30 protein-coding genes are annotated in these 20,660 nt (G+C 69.8%); 10 read left to right on the top strand and 20 right to left on the bottom strand.

Going from position 1 to position 20,660, the window contains the following annotated elements; genetic code table 11:
- Positions 1 to 31 precede the first annotated feature (31 nt).
- From LGR69_RS25840 to cutA, 4 genes are all read right to left on the bottom strand, one after another.
- Positions 32 to 640 (bottom strand): cupin domain-containing protein, encoded by a 609-nt coding sequence (locus tag LGR69_RS25840; RefSeq protein WP_230367800.1) that lies wholly within the window; start codon positions 638 to 640, stop codon positions 32 to 34.
- A 316-nt stretch (positions 641 to 956) separates the two neighbouring features.
- Positions 957 to 1,388 carry a YybH family protein gene (locus LGR69_RS25835; RefSeq protein WP_230367799.1) on the bottom strand — a complete coding sequence of 144 codons (432 nt, stop codon included), beginning with the start codon at positions 1,386 to 1,388 and terminating at the stop codon, positions 957 to 959.
- A gap of 25 nt (positions 1,389 to 1,413) precedes the next feature.
- Complete coding sequence (locus LGR69_RS25830; RefSeq protein WP_230367798.1) at positions 1,414 to 1,905, bottom strand: lipocalin-like domain-containing protein; 492 nt, start codon at positions 1,903 to 1,905, stop codon at positions 1,414 to 1,416.
- A gap of 189 nt (positions 1,906 to 2,094) precedes the next feature.
- Positions 2,095 to 2,448 carry a divalent-cation tolerance protein CutA gene (cutA, locus tag LGR69_RS25825; protein ID WP_230367797.1) on the bottom strand — a complete coding sequence of 118 codons (354 nt, stop codon included), beginning with the start codon at positions 2,446 to 2,448 and terminating at the stop codon, positions 2,095 to 2,097.
- A 146-nt stretch (positions 2,449 to 2,594) separates the two neighbouring features.
- Here cutA and LGR69_RS25820 point away from each other — a divergent pair, with 146 nt between their 5' ends.
- A complete protein-coding gene (locus tag LGR69_RS25820) occupies positions 2,595 to 3,362 on the top strand; it encodes an NAD kinase (protein ID WP_007568887.1) in 768 nt (255 codons plus the stop codon).
- Positions 3,363 to 3,364: 2 nt separating this feature from the next.
- Positions 3,365 to 3,847 carry a GNAT family N-acetyltransferase gene (locus LGR69_RS25815; protein ID WP_230367808.1) on the top strand — a complete coding sequence of 161 codons (483 nt, stop codon included), beginning with the start codon at positions 3,365 to 3,367 and terminating at the stop codon, positions 3,845 to 3,847.
- Between the two features lie 12 nt (positions 3,848 to 3,859).
- Here LGR69_RS25815 and LGR69_RS25810 read toward each other — a convergent pair whose 3' ends face one another.
- The 6 genes from LGR69_RS25810 to LGR69_RS25785 all read right to left on the bottom strand — a co-directional run bounded on the left by LGR69_RS25810 (position 3,860) and on the right by LGR69_RS25785 (position 7,254).
- Entirely contained in the window at positions 3,860 to 4,060 is a 201-nt protein-coding gene (locus tag LGR69_RS25810) for a hypothetical protein (RefSeq protein WP_007568882.1), read from the bottom strand.
- 224 nt (positions 4,061 to 4,284) lie between these two features.
- On the bottom strand, positions 4,285 to 4,653 hold the full coding sequence (locus LGR69_RS25805) for a DUF6481 family protein (protein ID WP_007568880.1): 369 nt from the start codon (positions 4,651 to 4,653) through the stop codon (positions 4,285 to 4,287).
- 110 nt (positions 4,654 to 4,763) lie between these two features.
- Positions 4,764 to 4,973 (bottom strand): cold-shock protein, encoded by a 210-nt coding sequence (locus tag LGR69_RS25800; RefSeq protein WP_007568877.1) that lies wholly within the window; start codon positions 4,971 to 4,973, stop codon positions 4,764 to 4,766.
- Between the two features lie 345 nt (positions 4,974 to 5,318).
- Positions 5,319 to 6,458: a beta-ketoacyl-ACP synthase gene (locus tag LGR69_RS25795; RefSeq protein ID WP_230367796.1), complete on the bottom strand. Its 1,140-nt coding sequence runs from the start codon at positions 6,456 to 6,458 to the stop codon at positions 5,319 to 5,321.
- Positions 6,455 to 6,922, bottom strand: coding sequence for a 3-hydroxyacyl-ACP dehydratase FabZ family protein (locus tag LGR69_RS25790; protein ID WP_007568873.1), 468 nt, complete (start codon positions 6,920 to 6,922; stop codon positions 6,455 to 6,457). The genes LGR69_RS25795 and LGR69_RS25790 overlap by 4 nt, the downstream gene beginning before the upstream one ends.
- Positions 6,923 to 6,945: 23 nt before the next feature.
- On the bottom strand, positions 6,946 to 7,254 hold the full coding sequence (locus tag LGR69_RS25785; protein ID WP_007568871.1) for an acyl carrier protein: 309 nt from the start codon (positions 7,252 to 7,254) through the stop codon (positions 6,946 to 6,948).
- A gap of 292 nt (positions 7,255 to 7,546) precedes the next feature.
- On the opposite strand from LGR69_RS25785, the gene LGR69_RS25780 reads away from it, so the two are divergent.
- Positions 7,547 to 8,659: an AI-2E family transporter gene (locus LGR69_RS25780; protein WP_230367795.1), complete on the top strand. Its 1,113-nt coding sequence runs from the start codon at positions 7,547 to 7,549 to the stop codon at positions 8,657 to 8,659.
- A gap of 6 nt (positions 8,660 to 8,665) precedes the next feature.
- On the opposite strand, the gene LGR69_RS25775 is transcribed toward LGR69_RS25780, so the two are convergent.
- Together LGR69_RS25775 and LGR69_RS25770 are read right to left on the bottom strand one after the other, a co-directional pair.
- Positions 8,666 to 9,169, bottom strand: coding sequence for a thermonuclease family protein (locus LGR69_RS25775; RefSeq protein WP_122162196.1), 504 nt, complete (start codon positions 9,167 to 9,169; stop codon positions 8,666 to 8,668).
- 388 nt (positions 9,170 to 9,557) lie between these two features.
- Entirely contained in the window at positions 9,558 to 10,250 is a 693-nt protein-coding gene (locus LGR69_RS25770; protein ID WP_007568865.1) for a L,D-transpeptidase, read from the bottom strand.
- Between the two features lie 160 nt (positions 10,251 to 10,410).
- Between LGR69_RS25770 and LGR69_RS25765 the strand changes: the two genes are divergently transcribed.
- Positions 10,411 to 10,854, top strand: a complete 444-nt coding sequence (locus LGR69_RS25765) for a VOC family protein (RefSeq protein ID WP_230367794.1) — start codon at positions 10,411 to 10,413, stop codon at positions 10,852 to 10,854.
- A 2-nt stretch (positions 10,855 to 10,856) separates the two neighbouring features.
- Here LGR69_RS25765 and LGR69_RS25760 read toward each other — a convergent pair whose 3' ends face one another.
- Complete coding sequence (locus LGR69_RS25760) at positions 10,857 to 11,300, bottom strand: cyclic nucleotide-binding domain-containing protein (RefSeq protein ID WP_007568861.1); 444 nt, start codon at positions 11,298 to 11,300, stop codon at positions 10,857 to 10,859.
- A gap of 52 nt (positions 11,301 to 11,352) precedes the next feature.
- Between LGR69_RS25760 and LGR69_RS25755 the strand changes: the two genes are divergently transcribed.
- Positions 11,353 to 12,216, top strand: a complete 864-nt coding sequence (locus LGR69_RS25755; RefSeq protein ID WP_230367793.1) for a thioredoxin domain-containing protein — start codon at positions 11,353 to 11,355, stop codon at positions 12,214 to 12,216.
- A 12-nt stretch (positions 12,217 to 12,228) separates the two neighbouring features.
- On the opposite strand, the gene LGR69_RS25750 is transcribed toward LGR69_RS25755, so the two are convergent.
- A complete protein-coding gene (locus LGR69_RS25750; RefSeq protein WP_091858641.1) occupies positions 12,229 to 12,435 on the bottom strand; it encodes a hypothetical protein in 207 nt (68 codons plus the stop codon).
- A gap of 248 nt (positions 12,436 to 12,683) precedes the next feature.
- Here LGR69_RS25750 and LGR69_RS25745 point away from each other — a divergent pair, with 248 nt between their 5' ends.
- A complete protein-coding gene (locus LGR69_RS25745) occupies positions 12,684 to 12,872 on the top strand; it encodes a con-10 family general stress protein (RefSeq protein WP_007568857.1) in 189 nt (62 codons plus the stop codon).
- Positions 12,873 to 13,022: 150 nt separating this feature from the next.
- Here LGR69_RS25745 and LGR69_RS25740 read toward each other — a convergent pair whose 3' ends face one another.
- The 3 genes from LGR69_RS25740 to LGR69_RS25735 form a co-directional block, all read right to left on the bottom strand.
- The gene (locus LGR69_RS25740) at positions 13,023 to 13,397 is read right to left on the bottom strand and encodes a hypothetical protein (protein WP_122162193.1); all 375 of its coding nucleotides are present in this window, start codon (positions 13,395 to 13,397) and stop codon (positions 13,023 to 13,025) included.
- Positions 13,398 to 13,410: 13 nt separating this feature from the next.
- On the bottom strand, positions 13,411 to 13,539 hold the full coding sequence (locus tag LGR69_RS31905) for a hypothetical protein (protein ID WP_268868790.1): 129 nt from the start codon (positions 13,537 to 13,539) through the stop codon (positions 13,411 to 13,413).
- A 286-nt stretch (positions 13,540 to 13,825) separates the two neighbouring features.
- Positions 13,826 to 14,629, bottom strand: a complete 804-nt coding sequence (locus tag LGR69_RS25735; protein ID WP_007568855.1) for a response regulator — start codon at positions 14,627 to 14,629, stop codon at positions 13,826 to 13,828.
- 317 nt (positions 14,630 to 14,946) lie between these two features.
- Between LGR69_RS25735 and LGR69_RS25730 the strand changes: the two genes are divergently transcribed.
- Entirely contained in the window at positions 14,947 to 15,150 is a 204-nt protein-coding gene (locus tag LGR69_RS25730; protein ID WP_230367792.1) for a NepR family anti-sigma factor, read from the top strand.
- A 122-nt stretch (positions 15,151 to 15,272) separates the two neighbouring features.
- On the opposite strand, the gene LGR69_RS25725 is transcribed toward LGR69_RS25730, so the two are convergent.
- A complete protein-coding gene (locus LGR69_RS25725) occupies positions 15,273 to 15,449 on the bottom strand; it encodes a DUF1328 domain-containing protein (protein ID WP_007568853.1) in 177 nt (58 codons plus the stop codon).
- Positions 15,450 to 15,653: 204 nt separating this feature from the next.
- Here LGR69_RS25725 and LGR69_RS25720 point away from each other — a divergent pair, with 204 nt between their 5' ends.
- Both LGR69_RS25720 and LGR69_RS25715 read left to right on the top strand, forming a co-directional pair.
- On the top strand, positions 15,654 to 15,836 hold the full coding sequence (locus LGR69_RS25720) for a hypothetical protein (protein ID WP_091858635.1): 183 nt from the start codon (positions 15,654 to 15,656) through the stop codon (positions 15,834 to 15,836).
- Between the two features lie 185 nt (positions 15,837 to 16,021).
- Positions 16,022 to 16,942, top strand: coding sequence for an MBL fold metallo-hydrolase (locus LGR69_RS25715; protein ID WP_230367791.1), 921 nt, complete (start codon positions 16,022 to 16,024; stop codon positions 16,940 to 16,942).
- A 10-nt stretch (positions 16,943 to 16,952) separates the two neighbouring features.
- Here the strand turns inward: LGR69_RS25715 and LGR69_RS25710 are convergent, their stop codons facing one another.
- Together LGR69_RS25710 and LGR69_RS25705 are read right to left on the bottom strand one after the other, a co-directional pair.
- A complete protein-coding gene (locus tag LGR69_RS25710; protein WP_230367790.1) occupies positions 16,953 to 17,732 on the bottom strand; it encodes a DUF1499 domain-containing protein in 780 nt (259 codons plus the stop codon).
- A 65-nt stretch (positions 17,733 to 17,797) separates the two neighbouring features.
- Positions 17,798 to 19,600: an AsmA family protein gene (locus LGR69_RS25705; protein ID WP_230367789.1), complete on the bottom strand. Its 1,803-nt coding sequence runs from the start codon at positions 19,598 to 19,600 to the stop codon at positions 17,798 to 17,800.
- A 314-nt stretch (positions 19,601 to 19,914) separates the two neighbouring features.
- Here LGR69_RS25705 and LGR69_RS25700 point away from each other — a divergent pair, with 314 nt between their 5' ends.
- Complete coding sequence (locus LGR69_RS25700) at positions 19,915 to 20,655, top strand: CoA transferase subunit A (RefSeq protein WP_007568844.1); 741 nt, start codon at positions 19,915 to 19,917, stop codon at positions 20,653 to 20,655.
- Positions 20,656 to 20,660: the final 5 nt, after the last annotated feature.

Below are 20,660 nucleotides of genomic sequence, written 5' to 3'. Positions count from 1 at the left end.
GGCTCGCGCAAGCGTCAGGCGGGCCCGGCCCTCACCGCGCGGTCGGCTGGCACGGATCGGTCGAGCGCTTGCCCGTGCGGGGCTTCAGCGACACGATCAGCTGGACGTTCGGCACGTCGCCGACCTGGCGGGTGAGGTGCCCGACATGGCCCTCCGGCCCCTGCGGGGTTGCTCCGGTATCGGCGTTGAACTCGACCTCGCCCGGCCCCTGCTCGAGCACGGAGCCGTCCGTGGCCTCCACCGACCAGCGCCCCGACAGGGTGATCACCCATTGCGGGCCGGGGGCGGTGTGCCAGGTGCCGACATAGCCGACCGGCAGGATCGCGTACTTGATCGAGGCCACATCCCCCGGCGGAAAGCCGACATACTGGGGCGCAGCCGGCGGCGCGTAGCTCTTGAAGAGGAAGTTCTTCAGGTCGCAATACTGGACGTGGCTCTGGCCCTTGGCGTCGGCGTAGAGGACGCCGTAGCGCAGCGCCGGCGGGTTGGCCGCCGTTAGGCCAGCCGGGCCCGACGGGGCCGGCTCGATGGTCATCAACGGCTCGCTCGCCTTGCCGCCGGCCGCGAAGGCGCACGTCACGCCCGCGCCGGACGCCAGCAGCACCATCGCGATGCGGCTGGCGATCTTGAATGCCTTCATGGTCTCGACGTCCCCGAACCGATGGCGCCGAAACAGCGCCAGCGCGCTCATAGTCGTTCGGAGACGTGCCCACAACGCATTGAACTATAAATCTGGATGCTGTGCTTTTAAATACAGCCGAAAACAGCCATTTATCATCAAGTCGGCTTTATGAAACAGGATGTGTTTTCGAACACATCGGAACGACAACAGGATTTTCTTCCAGTCGATCGGTTGCTCGACACCGCGCGGATCTATCCACATCTCGTTGGCCCGCGTCGCACCCCGCCGCGGGGGGACCGTCAGGGCGCGTCCGTCGCCCGGGCTCCGAACGATCTCAATTCCACGTGTGCAGCACCGTCCGCCAGCCGTCCGGCTGGCGTTCGAGCACGTTCACCCAATTGCCCTCGAAGGTCTTCTTGGCGCCCCCGTCCCCAGGGCCGGTCATCTGCCAGCGTCCCGAGACGATGAGCAGCTTGTCCTTGGCCACGGCGGTCTTCACCGTCGTCTTGTGATCGTCCCAGCCCTTGGCCTTCAGGCCTGAGAAGAACTTCGGGATGCCGTCGCGGGTCTGCGTCCCGCCCTTGGTGACCACGAGGGCGTCGGGCGTGTAGAGCTTGCCCAGCGCATCCATGTCGTTGCGGTTGTACGCCTCGTCCCACTTGGTCGCCGCGCTCTGGGCGTCCGCCTCCAGGGCGTCCGCACGGCACAGGCCGGGCATCAGGGCGGCGGCGAAAACCAGCGCCGACAGACCATACATTCGGGGCATGTCGTCCTCCCTATTGAGCCAAAGATCAGGGGTATTTTTCCCAGACCAGCGTGATGACGCTCAGCTTTCCGTCGACGTTGAACTTGAACGGCGTGGTCGTATAGATCAGTTGCCGTCCCGTCTGCTCGACCTGCCGGACCTGAGACGTCCCCGTCCAGGCCTCGTTCCAGGACGTGTCGATGGTGTGGGTGACGTGGTCGGCGTCGACCTTGTACGTCCCCGCATAGGCGAAGAAGGTCTTGTGCAGGTGGATCCTGTCCGCGTCGGACATCGCGTCGTTGGCGGCGGGACGCGTGCGTCCTTCGAAGGCGCAGACGACCATCATCCGCCCGTCGCGCCCGTAGCTGATCCAGCCATTGGGCCTGGGCCCGCCATAGGCGTCGATGACCTCGCCGGTCTCGACGATCGTCCGCGTGGCGGTGACGAGGCGCCAGGTTCCGACCACCGCGTCGGCTTCCAGGGCTTGCGCAGCCGGGAGGCCGAACCCGATCGCAAGGATTGCAATCAATCCTCTCATCGCGCGCACCGCACGTCACGGCGCCGTATTCGATTCACGGCACCGCGGTAATGCAGCATCGAATTTTTATGAAGTCAATTGTTATCGGCGCAGATTGGCGGACATACGGTGGCGCGCCGCAATGAATGCCTTGAAGGGCTGTATTCGCACCCGCACAGGCTTCGCCGCAGGGCAGTATCGCGGCGGCGATCAGGCTGACGGCGGCGCCGCGAGGGTCGCGTCGGCTGGCTGCGTCTCGGCCAGGATCCAGGCCGCCGTGTCGGCATCGGCTCCGGCGACCGGGAGGTGCAGGATGATCGGCGTCTCGTAGGGGTGGCGGGCCTTCAGAGCGGCCGAGAGGATGTCCGCCAGGCCCTCGCGGCTCTTGAGGATCGCGGCGACCTCCTCCCCGCGCTCCACGGCTCCCTTCCAGCTGTAGACCGACTGCATCCCGGGCAGGACGTTGATGCAGGCGATCAGGCGCTCGCGCACCAGGGCCTCGCCGATATTCAGCGCGGAGGCGGCATCGGGAAAGGTGGTGTAGACGAGGAGCGGACGCTCCATGCTATGCCTCCGGGATCGCGCATGTGCCCGGCGAGTCAGACGCATGCGGGGCACCGACGTCAACCGGGCGGTTCGCTCATCAGATTGGAGCCGTGACGTGACCCCCGACGCGACCTCGACGCGCCTGCCAGGCACCGCCTGACGCCATGCCGACATTCAAGAAGATCGCATTCGTGGCGAGTCCGACCGGCTACGCCCGGGAAGCCGCCGCCGCCCTGATGCGGCGCTACGATCACGTCCCGCCGGAAGAGGCGGATGTCGTCGTCGCGCTGGGCGGCGACGGGCTGATGCTGCAGGTGCTGCACCGGTTCATGGATCACCCGAAGCCGATCTACGGGATGAACCGCGGCACGGTCGGCTTCCTGATGAACGAGTTCCGGGACGACGACCTGCTGGAGCATCTGGAGGCGGCCCAGCGCAGCGTCATCCACCCGCTGGTGATGGATGTGGTCGATACCGAGGGCCGCAGCCACCGGGCTCGGGCGATCAACGAGGTCTACCTGCTGCGCCAGACGCATCAGACCGCCAAGCTCAAGATCGCCGTGGACGGGCATGTCCGGCTGGACCTGCTGATCGCCGACGGGGTGCTGGTCGCCACGGCGGCCGGCTCCACCGCCTACAACCTCTCGGTGGGTGGACCGATCCTGCCGCTCGACGCGAAGCTGCTGGCGCTCACCCCAATCTCGGCCTTCCGCCCCCGGCGCTGGCGCGGCGCGCTGCTGCCGGATTACGCCAAGATCCGGATCGACGTGCTCGACGCCCCGCACCGTCCCGTGGCGGCGGTGGCCGACCACACCGAGTTCCGCCGGGTCTGCACGGTCGAGACCTCGCTCGACCGCGCCACCGAGCTCGTGCTGCTGCACGATCCCGGGCACAGCCTCGACGAGCGCATCCTGCGGGAGCAGTTCGGGTGAGCCTGGAGATCCGGCCGGCAAGGGCGTCCGACCACCCGGCGATCGCCCGGATCATCCTGCCGACCATCCGGGCCGGCGAGACCTACGCGCTCGATCCGGGGCTCAGCGAGGCCGAGGCCGTCGCCTACTGGACGGGCGCGGACCGCGAGACCTTCGTGGCGGAACAGGATGGGGTGGTGCTCGGCACCTACTATCTGCGCGCCAATCAGGCGGGCGGCGGAGCCCATGTCGCCAATTGCGGCTTCATGACCGGCGCGGCCGCAGCCGGGCGCGGCATCGGCCGGGCCATGGGCGAGCATGCCCTCAATCGGGCGCGTGAGCGCGGCTTCTCGGCGATGCAGTTCAATTTCGTGGTTTCGACCAACCAGCACGCCGTGAAGCTCTGGCGGAGCCTCGGCTTCGCGGAGGTCGGCCGGCTCCCGGGGGCCTTCCGGCATCCGGGTCTCGGCGTCGTCGACGCCCTGGTGATGTTCAGGACGCTCTGAGACGCGGCTCGTTCAGAGGGAGCTGACCGCGACCAGCTCGCTCTCGCGGATCGCGCGCTCGCCGGCTTCCGTCCGGATCCGGTAGGAGCGCTCGCCGGTCTGATCCTCCGGCATGAGGCGCAGGATCTCGAACACCTCGCCGCCACCCTTGTCGCCGGGAAGTCCGAGCTGCACCCGGCAGACGCGCTGGCCGATCTTGAATTTGTGGGTCATGCCAGGGCTCCTGGGGCGTGGTTTCGAAGGGGCGGCGCCTCCGGGGCAGCGTCCGACCGCGAGGCGGCCGGAGACGGCTCCGAATCGATGTTCTGGGGCGCCCGCTCGCGCCGAACCGGGCTTCGGTTCGGCCGCAAACGTCCGAGAGCACCTCACAAAACTCCCGGTTCCCGGGAGCCCTCCCTTCGCACGCGACGGTGCGGCGGGAGTTTTGTGAGAGGCCCTTAGCGCCGCTTCTGCGCCTTGGCCTTGCGAGCGAGGTAGCGCGCATCGCGCTGGAGCTTCTGCTCGGCCTGCAGGGCCTTGGCACGCTCCTGGGCGGCGAGCTGCTCGGCGAGCTTGCGCTCGGCCTCGGCCTGACGCTCGGCCTCGGCCTGGGCGGCGGCACGGGCGAGTTCCGCCTCGCGCTGGGCGGCACGCTCGGCCGCGCGGGCCTCGCGGGCATCGACCACGGCGCGGCGCGCGGATTGACGGGCGAGGACGGCCGGATCATCGGCAGTCGGGCGAGCCCGGAAGCGGGCCAGCATCTCGGACCGCGCCTTAGCAGCGGCCTCCAGTCGATCGACGACACCTTGCTTATTCGGAAAGCTCACAGACACTCCTGTGTTGGGCGCGGCGGGCCGCCGTCGTCCCGAAATCGAATGTAGATACGAAGAAGCCGCTCCCTCGAGAGCGGCTTCGACAATGGCCGTCGGAGCGGCGATCAGACCGTCTGGAGCTGGCCAGCGGATTCCTTGCCGCTGCGGCGGTCGGTTTCCAGCTCGTAGGAGACCTTCTGGCCCTCGTTCAGGCCACGCAGGCCGGCGCGCTCGACAGCCGAGACGTGAACGAACACGTCCTTGCCGCCGTCATCCGGCTGGATGAAGCCGTAGCCCTTGGTCTCGTTGAACCACTTGACGGTTCCGGTGCTCATGGAATTCCTCGATCTTCGCAGGCGTAGTGAGAGATGGCAGCCGCTCGGAAAGCGGATACCGGTATCGACCGATAGCGATAGGAAAGTCAGAACCGCCCTGCGAAGGCGTAACGGTCCAAGATATCCGGACACGTGCCGATAAAACTGGGATAGACCTTCATCGACGCATTGGCAAGTCCGAAGAAATATTTCGACGGATTCCAAGATCGACGCGGCGCCGGCTTTATCCCGGACAGTAGAAGCGCGACGGGCTGGGAAGTTGCGCGTCGTCAGACAGATAGCCGGGGCCGCGCAAACCCGGATGACCTGGCGGCGTCCTGCCGCCAGCCCGGCCCCGGGTGCCGGTCAGGCCTGAACCAGACGCAGCACCCCTTCGCCGCGGCGATGGCCGATCGTCGTCACCGCCACCTCGCGGGCCGATCCGGCGGCGACGAGGCCGGCCGCGAGTGCGGCTCCGAACGGGGCGACGACCTCGAGCCCGTGCCCGATCACGTCGCCGAGCGCCCGGATCCGCGCCGCCGGCGCGAGCCGCCTCAGCGTCGCGTGCTCCTCCGCGGTGATCGGCGCGACCCCGGTGGCCCCGGACAGGACGCGATCCGGTGCCGACAGGCCGGCCTGCGGCCAGAGGGTTTCGAGGCTGCCGGCGACGCTCCCGGGGGTGCGCCGCGTGCGATCGCTCGCCACCCGGTCCAGCCGGGCGAGCGCCCGGGCCCCGCGGGCGGCCGCGTGGTCCTCGGATTCTAGCATCAGGAAGGCCGCGCAGCTGCCGAGGATGAAGCCGGTATCCCCATCGCCCGCTCCGCCGCGCTCGAATACGGGGCGATAGGGCGATCGGGCGAGGTAGCCGCCCATCTCGTGGATCACGAGCACGTCCGGCCGCTCGGCGCTGTAGGAGCCGCCGACCAGGATCGCGTCGATCTGGCCCGACGCGACGCGCGCCTGCGCGATCCGCAGCGCATCCACCCCGCACGATTCCTCGCCCATGAAGGTGCGCGAGGCGCCCGTGACCCCGTGCACGATGGCGATGTTGCCGGCGAGCAGGTTCGAGAGCTGGGCCAGGAACAGCGTCGGCCGCAGGTCGTTCTGCAGCCGCTCGTTCAGGTAGGCGCCCGGATCGGCCGCATCGCGCAGGCCGGTCAGGATCGCGCCGTCCACCGCGTAGTCGCGCTCGCCGCCCCCCGCCGCGACCACGAGGTGGAGCGCCTGCTTGAGGGCGGCGTCGTCCTTCACGCCGGCGGAGTCGAGGGCGAGGCCCGCGGCGTAGACGCCGAGCCGCTGCCACGCCTCCATCTGGCGCTGATCGCTGCGCTTCGGGATCTGCCCGTCCCAGGCGATCGGCGGCGCGGGATGCACACAATAGGGCGCGAAGGTCTCGGTGTTGGTTTGGGGCGCCGCGTCACTGTCGAGGGCCGCGAGATGGGACGCGATCCCCTCCCCCGCGCAGGAGACCAGGCCGAGGCCGGTGACGAGGACCGGGCGGGTCATGGCTGCACCGGATCCGGGAACAGGCCGATGGTCCGGGCGCGCTCACGCATCGGCGCGTCGAGCCCGTCCGGGAACGGCATGGTGCGGAAGCGCAGCTCGGCGTCGCAGAGCGGCTTGCCGGCATGGCTGATCGCGGCCTTGGTCACCGCGTAGCCCGAGCCGTCATGCTCCAGCGTGGCGGTGACGACCAGCTCCGCGCCGGGCCCGACGAAGGACCGGAACCGGGCCTTGTCGACCCCGGTGAGGAACGGCATCCGGGTGAAGTCGAGATGGGCGAGCACGAGGTAGCCGGAGGCCTGCGCCATGGTCTCGGTCAGGAGCACGCCCGGCACCAGCGGATGGCCGGGAAAGTGCCCCTCGAAGACGGGGCTCTCCAGCGGCACCCGGGCGAGCGCCTCGATCCGGCCGGCGGCCCGGTCGAGGTGCCGCACGGCATCGATCATCTCGAAATATTCGAGGCGCATGGGGGGCGTCGGGCTCTAGCGCGTCAGACCTTTGCGGCCTTCTCGGCCACCAGGGCGTCGATGCGCGCGCACAGGTTCTTGAGGACGAAATACTGCTCGGCCGGGACCTTGCCCTCGTTGACCTCCTGGGTCCAGCGCTCGAGCGGCAGCTTGATCCCGAAGGCCTTGTCGACCGCGAAGGCGATGTCGAGGAAGGCCAGGCTGTCGATGCCGAGGTCGTCGATGGCGTGGCTCTCCGGGGTGATCTTGTCCCGCGGGATGTCGGCGGTCTCGGCAATGATGTCGGCCACGCGCTGGAAGGTGGCGCTGCCGTGGGCGGGCTCGTCGGACATGTCTTCTCGCGGGCTGTTCGGTTTCCGGATCGGTCGGGCGGGGAGCCCCCTCGATGCCGGGCGACCCGGCGCTCACGCCCCGCGCGGCCACCAATACGCGTACGGGGCTCGCGCTGCGGGCCCGTCGGACGGCCGCGACCTCTACACGAGGGGGTCGGAAGCGGCAACCGCGGCGGTTCCCGGCGCGTTGCAGCGCTGGTTCGCGGTCCTGAACGGACTTCTTCGCAGCGACGCGATCTCTTGCGCCCTTCCGCGGACGCTCCCTGCGCGCGGCCTTCAGGAGACGAAACGGATGTTACCCACGGCCCATCCCGTCCCGCCTCCGGCTCATATCGGTCCTCCGCCCCCGCCGGAGCAGGCGCGCTCGCAGGGCGCGGCCCGGGTCGTGCTCGTCCTGGCGCTCTCCGCGCTCGGCCTGTGGATCCTGCACGGCTTCCTGCCGGCCCTGGCCTGGGCGGTGGTGCTGGCGATCGCCCTGTGGCCGCTCTACGCCCGGCTGGAACGGCGCTTCCCGCCGGGCCGGCACAACCTGTTGCTGCCGACGCTGATGACCGCCGCGGTGGCCCTGGTCTTCCTCGCCCCCCTGGCGATCCTCGGCGTGCAGGCGGCCCGCGAAGCCCATGACGTCGCCGAGTTCGTGCGCAACGCCGAGGCGAACGGCGTCCCGGCCCCCGAATTCCTCCAGCACCTGCCCTACGGCGCCGCCCAGGCCACCGCCTGGTGGAACGACAATCTCGGGCACGCCCAGGCCGGCTCCGAGCTGCTGCACCGGTTCGAGAACCACTCGGTGGTCGGCGCCTCGCGTAATTTCGGCCGCGAGGTGTTGCACCGGATCGTGCTGTTCGGCTTCAGCCTCGTGGCCCTGTTCTTCCTGTTCCGCGATTGGCGGACGGTGACGGAGCAGGCCCGGGTCGCCTGCGACCGCCTGTTCGGCCCCCGGGGCGAGCGCGTGGCGCGGCAGATGGTGGCCTCGGTGCACGGCACCGTCGACGGGCTCGTCCTGGTCGGCCTCGGCGAGGGCTTCATCCTCGGGGTGATCTATTATTTCGCCGGCGTGCCGCACCCGGTGCTGCTCGGGGCCTTCACGGCGGTCGCCGCCATGATCCCGTTCGGCGCGGCGCTCGCCATCGCGATCGCGGCCCTGCTCCTGGTCGCGGCGGGGTCGGTGAAGGCGGCGATCGTCGTGGCGGTGGCCGGCTTCGTCGTCACCTTCGTGGCCGACCATTTCGTCCGGCCGGCCTTGATCGGCGGCACCACGAAGCTGCCGTTCCTGTGGGTGCTGCTCGGCATCCTCGGGGGCGTCGAGACCTTCGGCCTGCTGGGCCTGTTCGTCGGCCCGGCCGTCATGGCAGCCCTGGTCCTGCTCTGGCGGGAATTCACCGAGGGTCGCGACAAGACGGCGTGAGCGGGCCTAGTCGGCCGCGCTCGCCCCGGCCGAGGCCTCCATGCGGCGGCGGTCCTGGCGCCAATCGGCCGGCTTCTCGAAGGTCCCGGCCCAGAGGCCGCGACGCGTCGCCCAGGCCTGGCCCTCCTGGCGGGTATAGGCGGGCGTCACCTGGCGGCTCGCGAGCGCGTAGCCCTTCGCCACCATCCAGGCGGACAGATCCTCGCCATGCGCGAGGCAGAGCCCGGCCAGGCCGCCCGCGGCCGTGCTCTCACGACGCTCGCAGGTGACGACGCCGCTGCCGATATGGGCGCTCAGCGCCTGCGCGGCCTCACGGCCGCAGCGGTAATCCTGCCCGGTCACGGTCTGGCAGCTCTGCGCCGTCTCTGGCGCGTCGATACCGTAGAGGTTGATGCGGGTGCCGTGCACCTCGATCGTGTCGCCGTCGATCACCGTCGCCGGCCCGCTGATCGTCCCGGCCGCAGCGGCGGGGCTACAGAGGAGAAGCAGGGCGAGCATCGATCTTGTCATCAGAAAGCTGTCCACGAAGGGGCGGCAAAACTTGTCAGGAGCGCGCAGGATCGGCGGCCATTGTGGCGTTTTTGCCAGCTAAGCTATGCGCCTGAGGCCGCCCGGGGCGTCCCGTCGGACCCGATGCGCCCGCGATACCGGCGCGTGCAGGCTCACCCGAGGGTGGCGCCGATAGGTTGCGAAAGGGTTCCCGGCCGATACGCCGCAAATGGCGCTTGGCAGAAGCGTTCAGCGCGGCCCGGATCGCCGCAGCGTCGGGCTTTCGGCAGCGGACGCTTCGCATCGTCGCCTGCCCGATAGCTGCGATTTTCCGCCGGGATCGCGCGCGTTCGGGAAATGACGGCGGGGCCTGCGCTGTCCGAAGCGCAGGCCCCGCGATGATCGGGCGTCAGACCCGGTACTTGCCGTTGCGCTTGACCAGCACCCGGGCGCCCACCGGCACGCGCTCGTACAGGTCGGCGATGTCCTCGTTGAGCATCCGGACGCAGCCGGACGACATCTGCTCGCCGATGCTCCACGGCTCGTTGGTGCCGTGGATGCGGAACAGGATGTCGCGGTTGCCCTGGTACAGGTAGAGGGCGCGGGCGCCGAGCGGATTGTCGACCCCGCCCTTGCGGGTCCGCGGCAGGTCGGGGTTGAGCGAGACCATCGTCACAGTCGGGCTCCAATCCGGCCAGACACCCTTGCGGCCGACCCGCGCCTCGCCCTTCCAGGAGAAGCCGGCCTTGCCGACGCCGACGCCGTACTGCATCGCGGTGCCGTCCGCCTGGACCAGGAGGAGCTGGCGCTGGTCGATATCGACCAGGATCGTCCCGGGCTTCTCCGGGCCGTTGTAGCTGACCTGCTGGCGGCGGTACTTCGGGTCGAGCTTGGACGTGTCGACCAGGGGAATGTCGTAGGGCTTGTCGGGCTTCGTCCCGATGTACCAGGCCGCTTCATCGTCCTGCGCGAGCTGGGCCTGGCGCGTCTGGCAGGCCGCCAGCGGCGCGATCGCCACCACGGCGAGCAGAATTCGCGAGAGCAGGAGCCGGCGAATTCGGCTCCAGGCCGATGGGCGTGTTGCGATCATGGGTCCTGACATGCGGGATACGGTCCTGGACCCTATGCCTACCGTCTCCCCGTCGGCGGCGATGTAGCTTTTGCGCCGCAGCGGCGCGCGAGCGCCCGCTGCCGCGGCCACGGTTGCGCCCTAATTGAGAATGCGGGACCGGGGGCCATCCCGGCCTGCGCGGAGGTGAGTCATGGCCGAGACCGAGACGCTTGCGACCGACGCGGCGGTCGCGCCCGAGGTGCCGCTGCGCCCGGCGATCCACCTCGATCATTGCGTGATCCACGTCACCGATTGGGCGCAGTCCAACGCCTTCTACCGTGATGTGGTCGGGGCCGAGGTGATCGCGCGCGGGAACGGCTTCGCCTACCGGTTCGGCGGCGTTCAGCTCAATTGCCACGGCCCCGGCGTGAAGGCGGAGCCGGTGGCAGCCAAGCCGGTGCTGCCGGGAAACAGCGACCTGTGCTTTCGCTGGTCCGGCCCGATCGAGGACGCGATGGCGCATCTCGAGGCCGCCGGGGTGGCCGTCGAACTTGGCCCGGTCGAGCGGCACGGCGCCGCGGGAGCCGGCCTCAGCATCTATTTCCGCGATCCGGACGGCTCGCTTCTCGAATTCATCACCTACCCGACTGCGTGAGGTCAGCCCCGGCTCTCGGCCAGCGCCTGGTTGGTCTGCTCGAGCCGCAGCGCGAGCACCCGCATCAGCGCGATGCTGATCTGCGGGAACTGCGCCAGCAGCTCCAGGAAGACGCCGCGATCGATGCGCAGCGCCGTCACGGCCGATTCCGCCGTCACGGTGGCGGAGCGGGGCTGGTCGGCCAGGATGCCCATCTCGCCGACCAGGGCATCCTGTCCGAGCAAGGCGAGCCTGACCGGGCCGGCCGGGCCGTCGATGCTCACCTCGGCACTGCCCTTGAGGATCACGTAGGCCGCATCCGCCACGTCGCCCCGGGCGAAGAAGCGTTGCCCCGGCTCGAAATGCACGCGCTCGCTCGTGAAGGCCAGAAGCTTCAGGCGCGCCGGCTCCACCTCGCGGAACAGCGGAACCTGCCTTAAAGAGGAAACCTCGGTATCGAGGGTCATTCGCGGGCTCCGCGAGGGGTTTCACGCCCTCGCGGGCATGGATGGTCTTCAGATGGCCGCACCGGCCCACACATCCATGCGGTTCGTCAAGCGCTTGTCCAGTCCCAGCCCCGGCGCAGACCGGGCCATCCGCAGCCTGATCGCCGCCCTGCTCACGATCCTGGGCGGGCTTCTGGTCGGTCCGGTGCCGGCCCGCGCTCGGCTGGTCCAGGCCGATCTGGCCCGCGTCGCGGTCGCTCCCCCGCCGAGTGCCAGGGTCCCCTTGGAGCTCGCCGTCACGGATGCCCGGACCGGGCGGGCGACGACGCTGGGGCAGGCCCTCGGCGGGCGCGCCGCCCTGTTGCTGCCGGTGGATTATACCTGCGGCAATGTCTGCGACCCGATGGCGTCGATGGCGGCCGACGCCTTGGCGGCCACCGGCCTCGCCGCGGAGGACTACGCATTCGTGCTGGTCGGCATCGATCCGCGGGACGATGCCGCGGCGGCGCGTCGCATGCTCGCGGAGACGTTGGGCGACCGCGCGGCCGGCATCCGCCCCCTGCTCGTCTCCGATGCCGCCCTCGCGGCCTTGACCGGCGCCCTGGGCTACAAAGCGGTCTACGATGCCGGGACGGACAGCTTCGCCCATCCCGCCGCCGCGATGCTAATTGCCGGCGACGGCCGGGTCGCCCGCGTGCTGTCGCCGCTGGCGCTGACCGGGCGGGATCTTCGCCTTGCCCTGACGGAGGCCGGCGAGGGCCGGGTCGGAAGCCTGGCCGATCGCCTCACGCTGCTCTGCTACGGCTACGATGCCGCACGCGGCCTCTACACCCCCCTCGTGCAGCGGATCCTGACGGTAGCCGGGATCGCGACGATCCTGGGGATCGGTCTGCTGATCGTCGGCCTGACCCGCCGGACGCGCCTGCGCGCCGGCTGAGGCCGAGCCGGCTCAGCGCTTCGTCGACAGGCCCTGCTCCCCGGGACCGGGGGCCGGACGCTTCAGGCTGGCATTCAGGTGCGGCGAGTCGACCGGCTCCTCGCGCGTCGTCGGCGTCGGGGAATCCTCGGGGGCGGGCATCGGCGGCAGCGGAGGCGTGTTCGGCTCGACGCTCGGCGCCGCCCCGGGCCTGATCTTCACCATGTCGCGGTTCGTCATCACCCAAAACCCTTTTTCCCGACCTGCATCGCAGATCCCCGCGGGCGCCCTTCGAGAGAAGGCCGGCCCGTGGCGGCGCGCCTGAGGCGCCCGTGGCGGTGCGCGCAGATCAATCCCGGATCAACGCCGCACACAGACGGCGGTTGCTGCCAAGCTTAGCTTTGCCAAACTTGGCCAGGTCTCGTCACAGGAACCTTGGTTATTGCTGAAGGTTGTTGCGGGGTGAAGCGAAGCCTGAGGAGGAACTGATGGCATCCGGGAATTCAACCTCGAAGCGGGGCTTTGCCTCGATGGACCTGTCGCGGCAGCGCGAGATCGCCAGCAAGGGCGGACGCAGCGTGCCGGCCGAGAAGCGCTCCTTCTCCCAGGACCGTGAGCTGGCCTCTTCGGCGGGCCGCAAGGGTGGACAATCGACCGGGACTGGCCGCGCCGAGTGACGCACCAGAACCATCGTGTTGCGTAACGGCGCCGTGTCCTCAGACCGGCGCCGTCCTTGTTTTCAGAGCCGTTTCAGACAACCGCCCCAAAGCAAAAGGCCCCGCCGGAGAGACGGGGCCTTTTGCTTTGGGGCGAATAGGCTTTCGGGATCAGGAGATGCAGCGGCCCGGGGTCATGCGGCGCGCCTCGGGACCGACCAGGGAGCTGAGTGCGGTCTCGCAGCCCTCACGGACCAGACGGCGCGGCTGCACCGGCGGCTTGAGGATCGGCCGGATACCGATCTCCTGGCCCTCTTCCGCGACCGGGACCGGGCGGCTCTCGGTGCGCTGGACGCCGGCGACGCGGGTCGGGCTTAGCGCCAGGGAGGCCGGACGCATCCCCGGCAGCGATGCGGGCGCGGACGCCGTGGCGGCGATGACGGGCGGCGACCAATTGTCGGCCGTCTCGCGAACCACCGGCTGCAGGAGCACGGTGAGAAGAGCCGCGGGAGCACTCACGCCCAGAATGAAACCAGACCGCAGCATTGCCCCGACCTCATCACGAGAGCTTGACAGGATGTTCGAACAACGCGGCCTGCAATCGCAGGTTCCACAACAGTCCCGTTCCTTTGATCACTGAGTATTCGTCAACGAGCTGGCTGTTGGTGCGGCGGCGCACCCCGGCCATCCACAACCATCCCCTGTGCTGAAAATGGCACGCTCGCGCAAAAAGCGCATTTTCCGGAACATCCCGAGGCCGCGCTCGTTACATCGAGACCCGGCCACCTGGTCCTCCCCGCATTCCCCTTGTGCATCGGCCGGAACCTCTTCGACGGGCTGGAGCCATCTCCGGCCCGTTTTTTTGTGCGCGTTCGCGCCGTAGGTGGCGCAACAAAAAACCCCGGCTCGCGCCGGGGTTTTTTGAGTTCGATCAGTCGGTCCGGAGCGGCCAGCCGCTCCGGTACCCTCAGGAATCAGGCGGTCTTGGCTTCCCGGCGACGCGCGGTCTGCTGGAAGAACAAGGCCTGGCTGATCACCGCCGACACATTCGCCGGCTGGAACGGCTTGGCGATGAGGAAGGCCGGCTCGGGGCGCTCGCCCGTGAGGAACCGCTCCGGATAGGCGGTGATGAAGATCACCGGCACCTCGAAGGTCTTCAGCAGGTCGTTCACCGCGTCGAGGCCCGAGGAGCCGTCGGCCAGCTGGATGTCGGCCAGGATCAGACCCGGGCGCTTGCCCTCGCTGGCGATCTTGATCGCCTCGGTCCGGGTGCGGGCGACGCCGATGACGTTGTGGCCGAGGCCCTCGACCAGCGCCTCGAGATCCATGGCGATCAGCGGCTCGTCCTCGATGATGAGGATTTCGGTGGCCATGTCGGCGGCGAGCTCGCGGCCGGCCTCGTCAACCAGGTCACGGACCTCGGAGACATCGACGGCCAGGATGATGGCCGCGTCTTCCTCCGAGAAGCCCTCGAGGCAGGACAGCAGGAAGGCCTGCCGCGGCAGCGGGGTGATCTGGCCGAGGCGGACTTCAGCCGGCAAATCGTGCTGGACCTGCTCGCTGCGCCCGTTCACCGACAGGGAGTTCCAGATCCGGGTGAAGACCCGGAACAGATCCGCCTTGATATTGGTGCTGCGGCCGAGCGTATCCGGCTCGTTGACGAGGGTTTCCAGGGTGGCGGCGACATAGGCGTCGCCCGCCACTTGGCTCCCCGTGAGCGCCCGCGCATAGCGGCGCAGGTACGGCAGGTGCTGTACCACGAGTTGCGATGTCGACATTCGATCCCCTGTGCCTCGCCGTGTTGCCCGGCCGCGATGCCTCGGTCCTCGACCGAGGTCGTGCCGGGGCCGGCTTGTATCCTGCGCAGCCTACCGCCCAACGCGGAGGCCCGCACTCCGTTCCGCCCCCAGCGGAACCGATCCGGCGGGCGGGCGTTGCAGCCGCAGCCATGGCGTATGTCGAGCCGCAGTACAATGCGGCCCAGCGGACTTCGGCAATAAGGGGCGTGTGAATGGCGGACCAGGGCAAGGATGCGGACCTCCGCGCCGGAGATCCGTGTGCCGGAACCGCTTCAGCCCCTTCGGCCCAAGCCCCGATGACTGCATCGGGCGATCCCGCGGATGCCGCCCCCGCGTCGGGAGACCGGCCCGGCGGTCGCGGCGCCCTGAGCGATCACACCCGCAACCGCCTCGCCGCGCAGCTGCGCGCGATGTACGACACCGTGGCGCTTCAACCGGTGCCCGATCGCTTTGCCGAACTCATCGCCAAACTCGATGGCGGGGATCGCGAGAAGGCGTGAGCGGCGGCCGACGGTCTTTAGGCCTTCGAGAGGCCTCGAAGATGGAAAAGCCGCCGTGGATGACGGCGGCTCTCCCCAATTCGGTCCACAGCCTGGCGCCAGCGCCAGTGGTTACGACCGCTTTACAGAGTTGGCGAGCGGCCGCGCATCAGGCCGACGACGGCCGAGATCGCGAACAGGACGATCGCAACGAAGAAGACCAGCTTGGCTGCTTCCATGGCGGTCCCGGCAATACCACCGAAACCGAGCAGAGCGGCGACCAGAGCGACGACGAGGAAGGTTACGGCCCAACCGAGCATTGTGCGGATCCTTTAAAAGTACCGGCGCGGGTGGCCGCGTCGTTCTGGACTCGAAAACGCCAAGGTTTCGCTCTGGTTCCGCGCACTTGACAATGGAGGCGCGATTCGTCTCGCTCGCGGATCTGCCCGCGACGTTGCGTGACGGAACGGGAGCCTGACGGTAGCGTTCGATGATAGGTTATTAGGTCCGAACCGGGATCCGCGATGCTGCAAGCTGCAAAGAGAGCCGTTCGATCCAAGGTCGCCGCGCTGGCGACGCGCGTGACGGAGATCGTCGATGGGGCTGCCGATGCGGCGCGGGCGGCGGCCCTCGGCCTCGGCGTCATGCCGGCCCCCGTGCCGGTGCCTGTCCGCGTCCGCGCCGGCCGGTCCCACCGGGCTGGTTGATTCGCGGCGCGACGAGGGACGCGGGGGCTGACCGCCCACCGGCTGGGACTCAGCCCACACCCGTGGGACGATGGGCTGAGCCCCGAGACCGCGGCGCGTTCAACGGAGCCGTCTAAGGTTCGGCCCCGTTTGCACCGCGGTCGGACGCGGCTTTAGAACCACCCCCGGACAGGGACGGGGTGGTGATGGCGGGTGAGGACGAGAGCAAGCCGACCTTCGATCGGTCGCTGCCCGAGAGCGGGCGAATGGAGCAGGTCGCACCGCTGATCCGGCGGCGAATCGCTCCGAATGGCGGACCGTTCACGGCGACCGGCACCTGCACCTATGTGATCGGCCACGGGCGCGTCGCCATCATCGATCCCGGCCCGGCCGAATCCACCCATATCGACGCTTTGCTCGCAGACCTCGGCGACGAACAGGTCGAGGTCATCGTGGTGACCCACACGCATCGGGACCATTCGCCCGGGGCGCGGCTCCTGGCGGCCCGGACCGGCGCGTCGATCGTCGGTTGCGGCCCCCATCGGGCGGCCCGGGCCCTCGCGGAGGGCGAGGCCCCGATGTTGGATGCCAGTTCCGACCAGGCCCACGCCCCGGCGCGCGTGATGGCGGAGGGCGAGACCGTCTCGGGTCCGGGATGGACGCTCGTGGCGGTCGAGACCCCCGGCCATACGATGAACCACCTCGCCTTCGCGTTGCCGGAGGGCGAGGCGCTGTTCTCGGGCGACCACGTGATGGCCTGGAACACGACGATCGTCGCCCCCCCGGACGGTGAGATGCGGGCCTACATGGCCTCGCTCGAGAAGCTGCGCGGGCGCAGCGAGACGATCTACTGGCCGGGACATGGCGGCCCGGTCCGCGAGCCCGCGCGCCTCGTCCGCTGCCTCCTCGGCCATCGCCGTCAGCGGGAGGCGGCGATCCGCGCCCGGCTGGCCGCCGGGGATTCACGCATTCCGGAGGTCGTCGCGGCGATCTACCAGGGGCTCGACCCGCGGCTGCGGGGCGCCGCCGCTCTGTCGGTGTTCGCCCATCTGGAAGATCTCGTCGGGCGCGGGCTCGTGGCCTGCGATGGGCCGCCGCGCCTCGACAGCGCCTACGCCCCGGCCTGACCGCGCTCGCCTACTTCACCGCCAGCGCGAGGTTGGCGACGTCGTCGAGATAGGCGCGGATGCGGTCGGCATTGCTGCCGAAATCCCGGCCCCCGATCCGCGAGGCCGAGCGCACATCGATCCGGGCGCCGTCGGCCCGGGGACGGATCCGCACGGTCACGTCGTCGGGCAGATTGAGGATGAGGCCGCGGGCCGCGGCTTCGATCCGGCCATTGCCGGTGCGTCCCCCCGGGCGGATCGCCTCGACGATCTGCCAATGCCGGTTAAGCGCCGCCTTGCGCGCAAGCTCGAACGCCTCATCGGCGCCGATATCGAGGGTCAGGGGCGCGATCTGCGGATAGGCGCCGCGCTGGCGCTCGCGGATCGCGGGGCCCGGATCCGGCGGGTAGCGCCCGCCCCGCGCCGCGAAGGCGGCCCGCGAGCGCGAGAAGGCCGGCGGGTTGTCGATATCGGTGGTGATGTCCGACAGGGCCGGCAGGCGTAGGCCGCGCAGGCCGAGATAGGCCGGGTAGCCCAGCAGGAGGAGCGCCAGAAGCAATCCGGCTAGCGCCGCCCCCAGTCCCCGCGCGCCCTCGCGCCAGACATGCACGAAGGCGAAAACCGCCGCGACCGCGGCGGCCAGGGCGACGCAGAGCCCGGCCGCGAGCGCGACCAGCGCCGCGTCGGTATCCGCGCGCGGGTCGCGGACCACGATCAGAGCGAGCCCCGTGGCGATGATGGCGAACACCGCGAGCTGCCGCGACAGCGGCCCGGCGCGGGTGATCGGTTCCTCGAGTGGCAGGCGGCGCATGGGGGTCACGAACAGGTTTGAAGCCGGAGCTTAAAAGCGGGTACGAACGGACGCCATCACCGGCGTCACGGCGCGTAGGCGCGGGCGTTGCCGCTCAGCCCGAGCGCGGCGGGAACCTTGAACGGGTCGGGCAGCATCGCCTCGCCCTGGGGTACGACCTGCGCGGTCGGCGCATCCCATGGACCCGAGACCTCGAACAGGAGCCCGCGGGACGGGTCGGATACCGCGCGCAGCGCCAGATCGCCCCGGGCCTCGATCCGTCGCGTCGGCAGCGAGACCCGACCTTGCAGGCTGGCCCCGACGCTCGGCCCACGCAGGCCCGATTCGGCGAATTCACCGACCCCGTCGGCGAAGCGCAGGGTGATCGCGGCGCGCTCGAAGGCGGTCCGGCCGTTGCGGCGCGCGAGCGCTCCGGCGGGGACGACGCCGTTGCGGTGAACGAGCTCGGCCAAATCGAGACCCGCGATCGCACCGCCGTCGACCGACAGCGTCGCGCGACCGCCGAGATGGGCGAGCAGGCCGGCGCTGTCGCGGGCGCTCCCCTCAAAGGAGAACTGCCCCTGCAGCGGCCCGCTCATCCAACGCCCGGTCCCGATCTCGCCCAGCAGGGTGCTGAGATCGACCCGATCGAGGCTGCCCTGCATCCGCACCTCGGTCTCGGCCGGATCCGCACCGCTCACCAGGGTGACGCGCCCCTTGAGCGTGCCGTCCTGAAGGCGCGCGCGGTTCACCGCCACTTCCACGGCGGCATCCCGGACGAGGATGCTGGCGGCTAGGTCCTGGACCTGAACCAGCCCGATCCGGCCCTCGGCCGCCGACAGGCGCAGATCGAGATCGCCCCTGGTGAGCGGCGCCAGCGCCAGGGGCGTCGGCTCCGCCTCGAACAGCTTGACGAGATCGCCCATCAGCGGCGCCAGGTTGAGCGTCTCGGCCGCCAGGGTCGCCTGGACCGAGAGGCGCTGCGGGGTGCCCGGACCGAGGGCCACGGCACCCGCCCCCTCCAGAACGTCGTCGCCGAGGCCGACCCGCAGGCTCGGCCAGGACACGGATTTGTCCGACGTCTCGAAACGTCCGTCGAGCGAGAAGGCGCCCGCGAGCGATACGAGCGGTGCGTCGCGCCCGAGCCAGGCCAGGGTTTCCGGGAGCGCGCGGCTCTCGAACCGGGCTCGCCCGGCCAGGGCCGGCATTGTGCTTCCATCCGGCGGAGGTCCCGCCGTCCCGTCGAGCGCGAGGCTGCCATCCGGCCAGGTCACCCAAGCCGTGAACGGTGTGCGCAGCCCCTGTGCGATGTAGGCCGGCAGAAGATGGGTCAGCGCCACCCGCATCGGCACGCCCCGCCAGGTCAGGCTGGCATGGGCCTCGGCGGAGGCGCTCCAGAACGGCCAGGCGAGGTCGATTGCGATATCCCGCGCGTCCGCGCCCCCGTCGATGCGGGCCCCGCTCAGGGCGATCCATCGCGGACGCTGCGTCAGACCCGAGCGCATGCGTCCGGTCAGCTGCGTGAGCGGCTCGCGCCAGGCGGATGCATCCGCGGACAGGCGTGCATCCTCCAGCCGGAGCCCGCCCAGATCCGCCCGCCCGACCAGCAACCCGAGCGGATCGAGGTCGATGGTCAAGCGGCCACCCTCCGCAAGGGTCGGCCCGGTGGGTCCGGCGGCAAGGCGCACCTGTCCGAGGGTCAGGCGCGGCAGGGGCAGGAGTCGGAGTTGTGCGGTCCCCTGCGTGGTCAGCGCGAGTCCGTAATCGTCCAGCGCATGGGCCGCGAAACGCGTCGCCCGGCGGCCATCGACCGACCAGTCCTGAAGGCCGAGGCCCGCGAGGATGAGGCCCGCGAGGGCGAGAGCGAGGATTGGGCGGCGCGGCGACATCATGCTCCGGATGGGCGAGCCGCAGATGCGGCCGAAGGCCGGGTGCGGCGCCAGCCCCCTCAAGCCGTCGCGGCCCGGTAGGGTCTGCTCGTCGAATTCATCTCATAGCGCGCTCAGGCCGCCTTGTCTGCGGGGCTCCGGCGCTGCGGTCGGGCTCTCCCCAGGGCGGCGCGGGTTACGGATCGCCCCGGACACCATGTGGGCCGGGGATCGCGGTACTGGATTTCGGTCGCGGAATCGAGGACAGCAAGCCCGAGGAAACGCGCTTCCCAAGATTTCGGCCGGGCCAGACCGGGCGGGAAAAGGACGGTTCGATGAAGAAGGTCTACACGGATCCCACCGCGGCATTGGCCGGCCTGCTGCGCGACGACATGATGGTGATGTGCGGCGGCTTCGGCCTCTGCGGCATCCCCGACGAGCTGATCGAGGCGGTGCGCGCTTCGGGGGTCAAGGGCCTGACCATCGTCTCGAACAATGCCGGCATCGACGGCGTCGGCCTGGGCAAGCTCCTGGACACGCGACAGGTGCGCAAGATGATCTCGTCCTATGTCGGCGAGAACAAGGAGTTCGCCCGGCAGTATCTCGGGGGCGAGCTGGAGATCGAGTTCAACCCGCAGGGGACGCTCGCCGAGCGCATCCGCGCGGGCGGCGCCGGCATTCCGGCCTTCTTCACCAAGACCGGCGTCGGCACCAAAGTCGCCGAGGGCAAGGAGGTGCGGGAGTTCGACGGCGAACAATACGTGATGGAGCGCGGCCTGTTTGCCGACCTCGCGATCGTGCACGCCCATACCGGCGATACCGAGGGCAACCTCCGCTACCGGATGACCGCCCGCAACTTCAACCCGATGATGGCGACGGCCGCCACGATGACGGTGGCGCAGGTCGAGCATCTCGTGCAGCCGGGCGAGATCGACCCGGACACGATCCACACGCCCGGAATCTTCGTGAAGCGGATCATCGAGGTCGGCGTGCGCGAGAAGCGGATCGAGCAGCGCACCACGCGCAAGCGCTCCGAGACCACGCCCGCGGCCGCCGCCGGCGGCGGCACGCACTGATCGAG

It is taken from the genome of Methylobacterium brachiatum (genome assembly GCF_020523825.1).
Classification (GTDB): Bacteria; Pseudomonadota; Alphaproteobacteria; order Rhizobiales; family Beijerinckiaceae; genus Methylobacterium; species Methylobacterium brachiatum.
The sequence above is the reverse complement of the archived record's forward strand: the minus strand, read 5'-3'. Positions and strand labels throughout refer to the sequence as shown.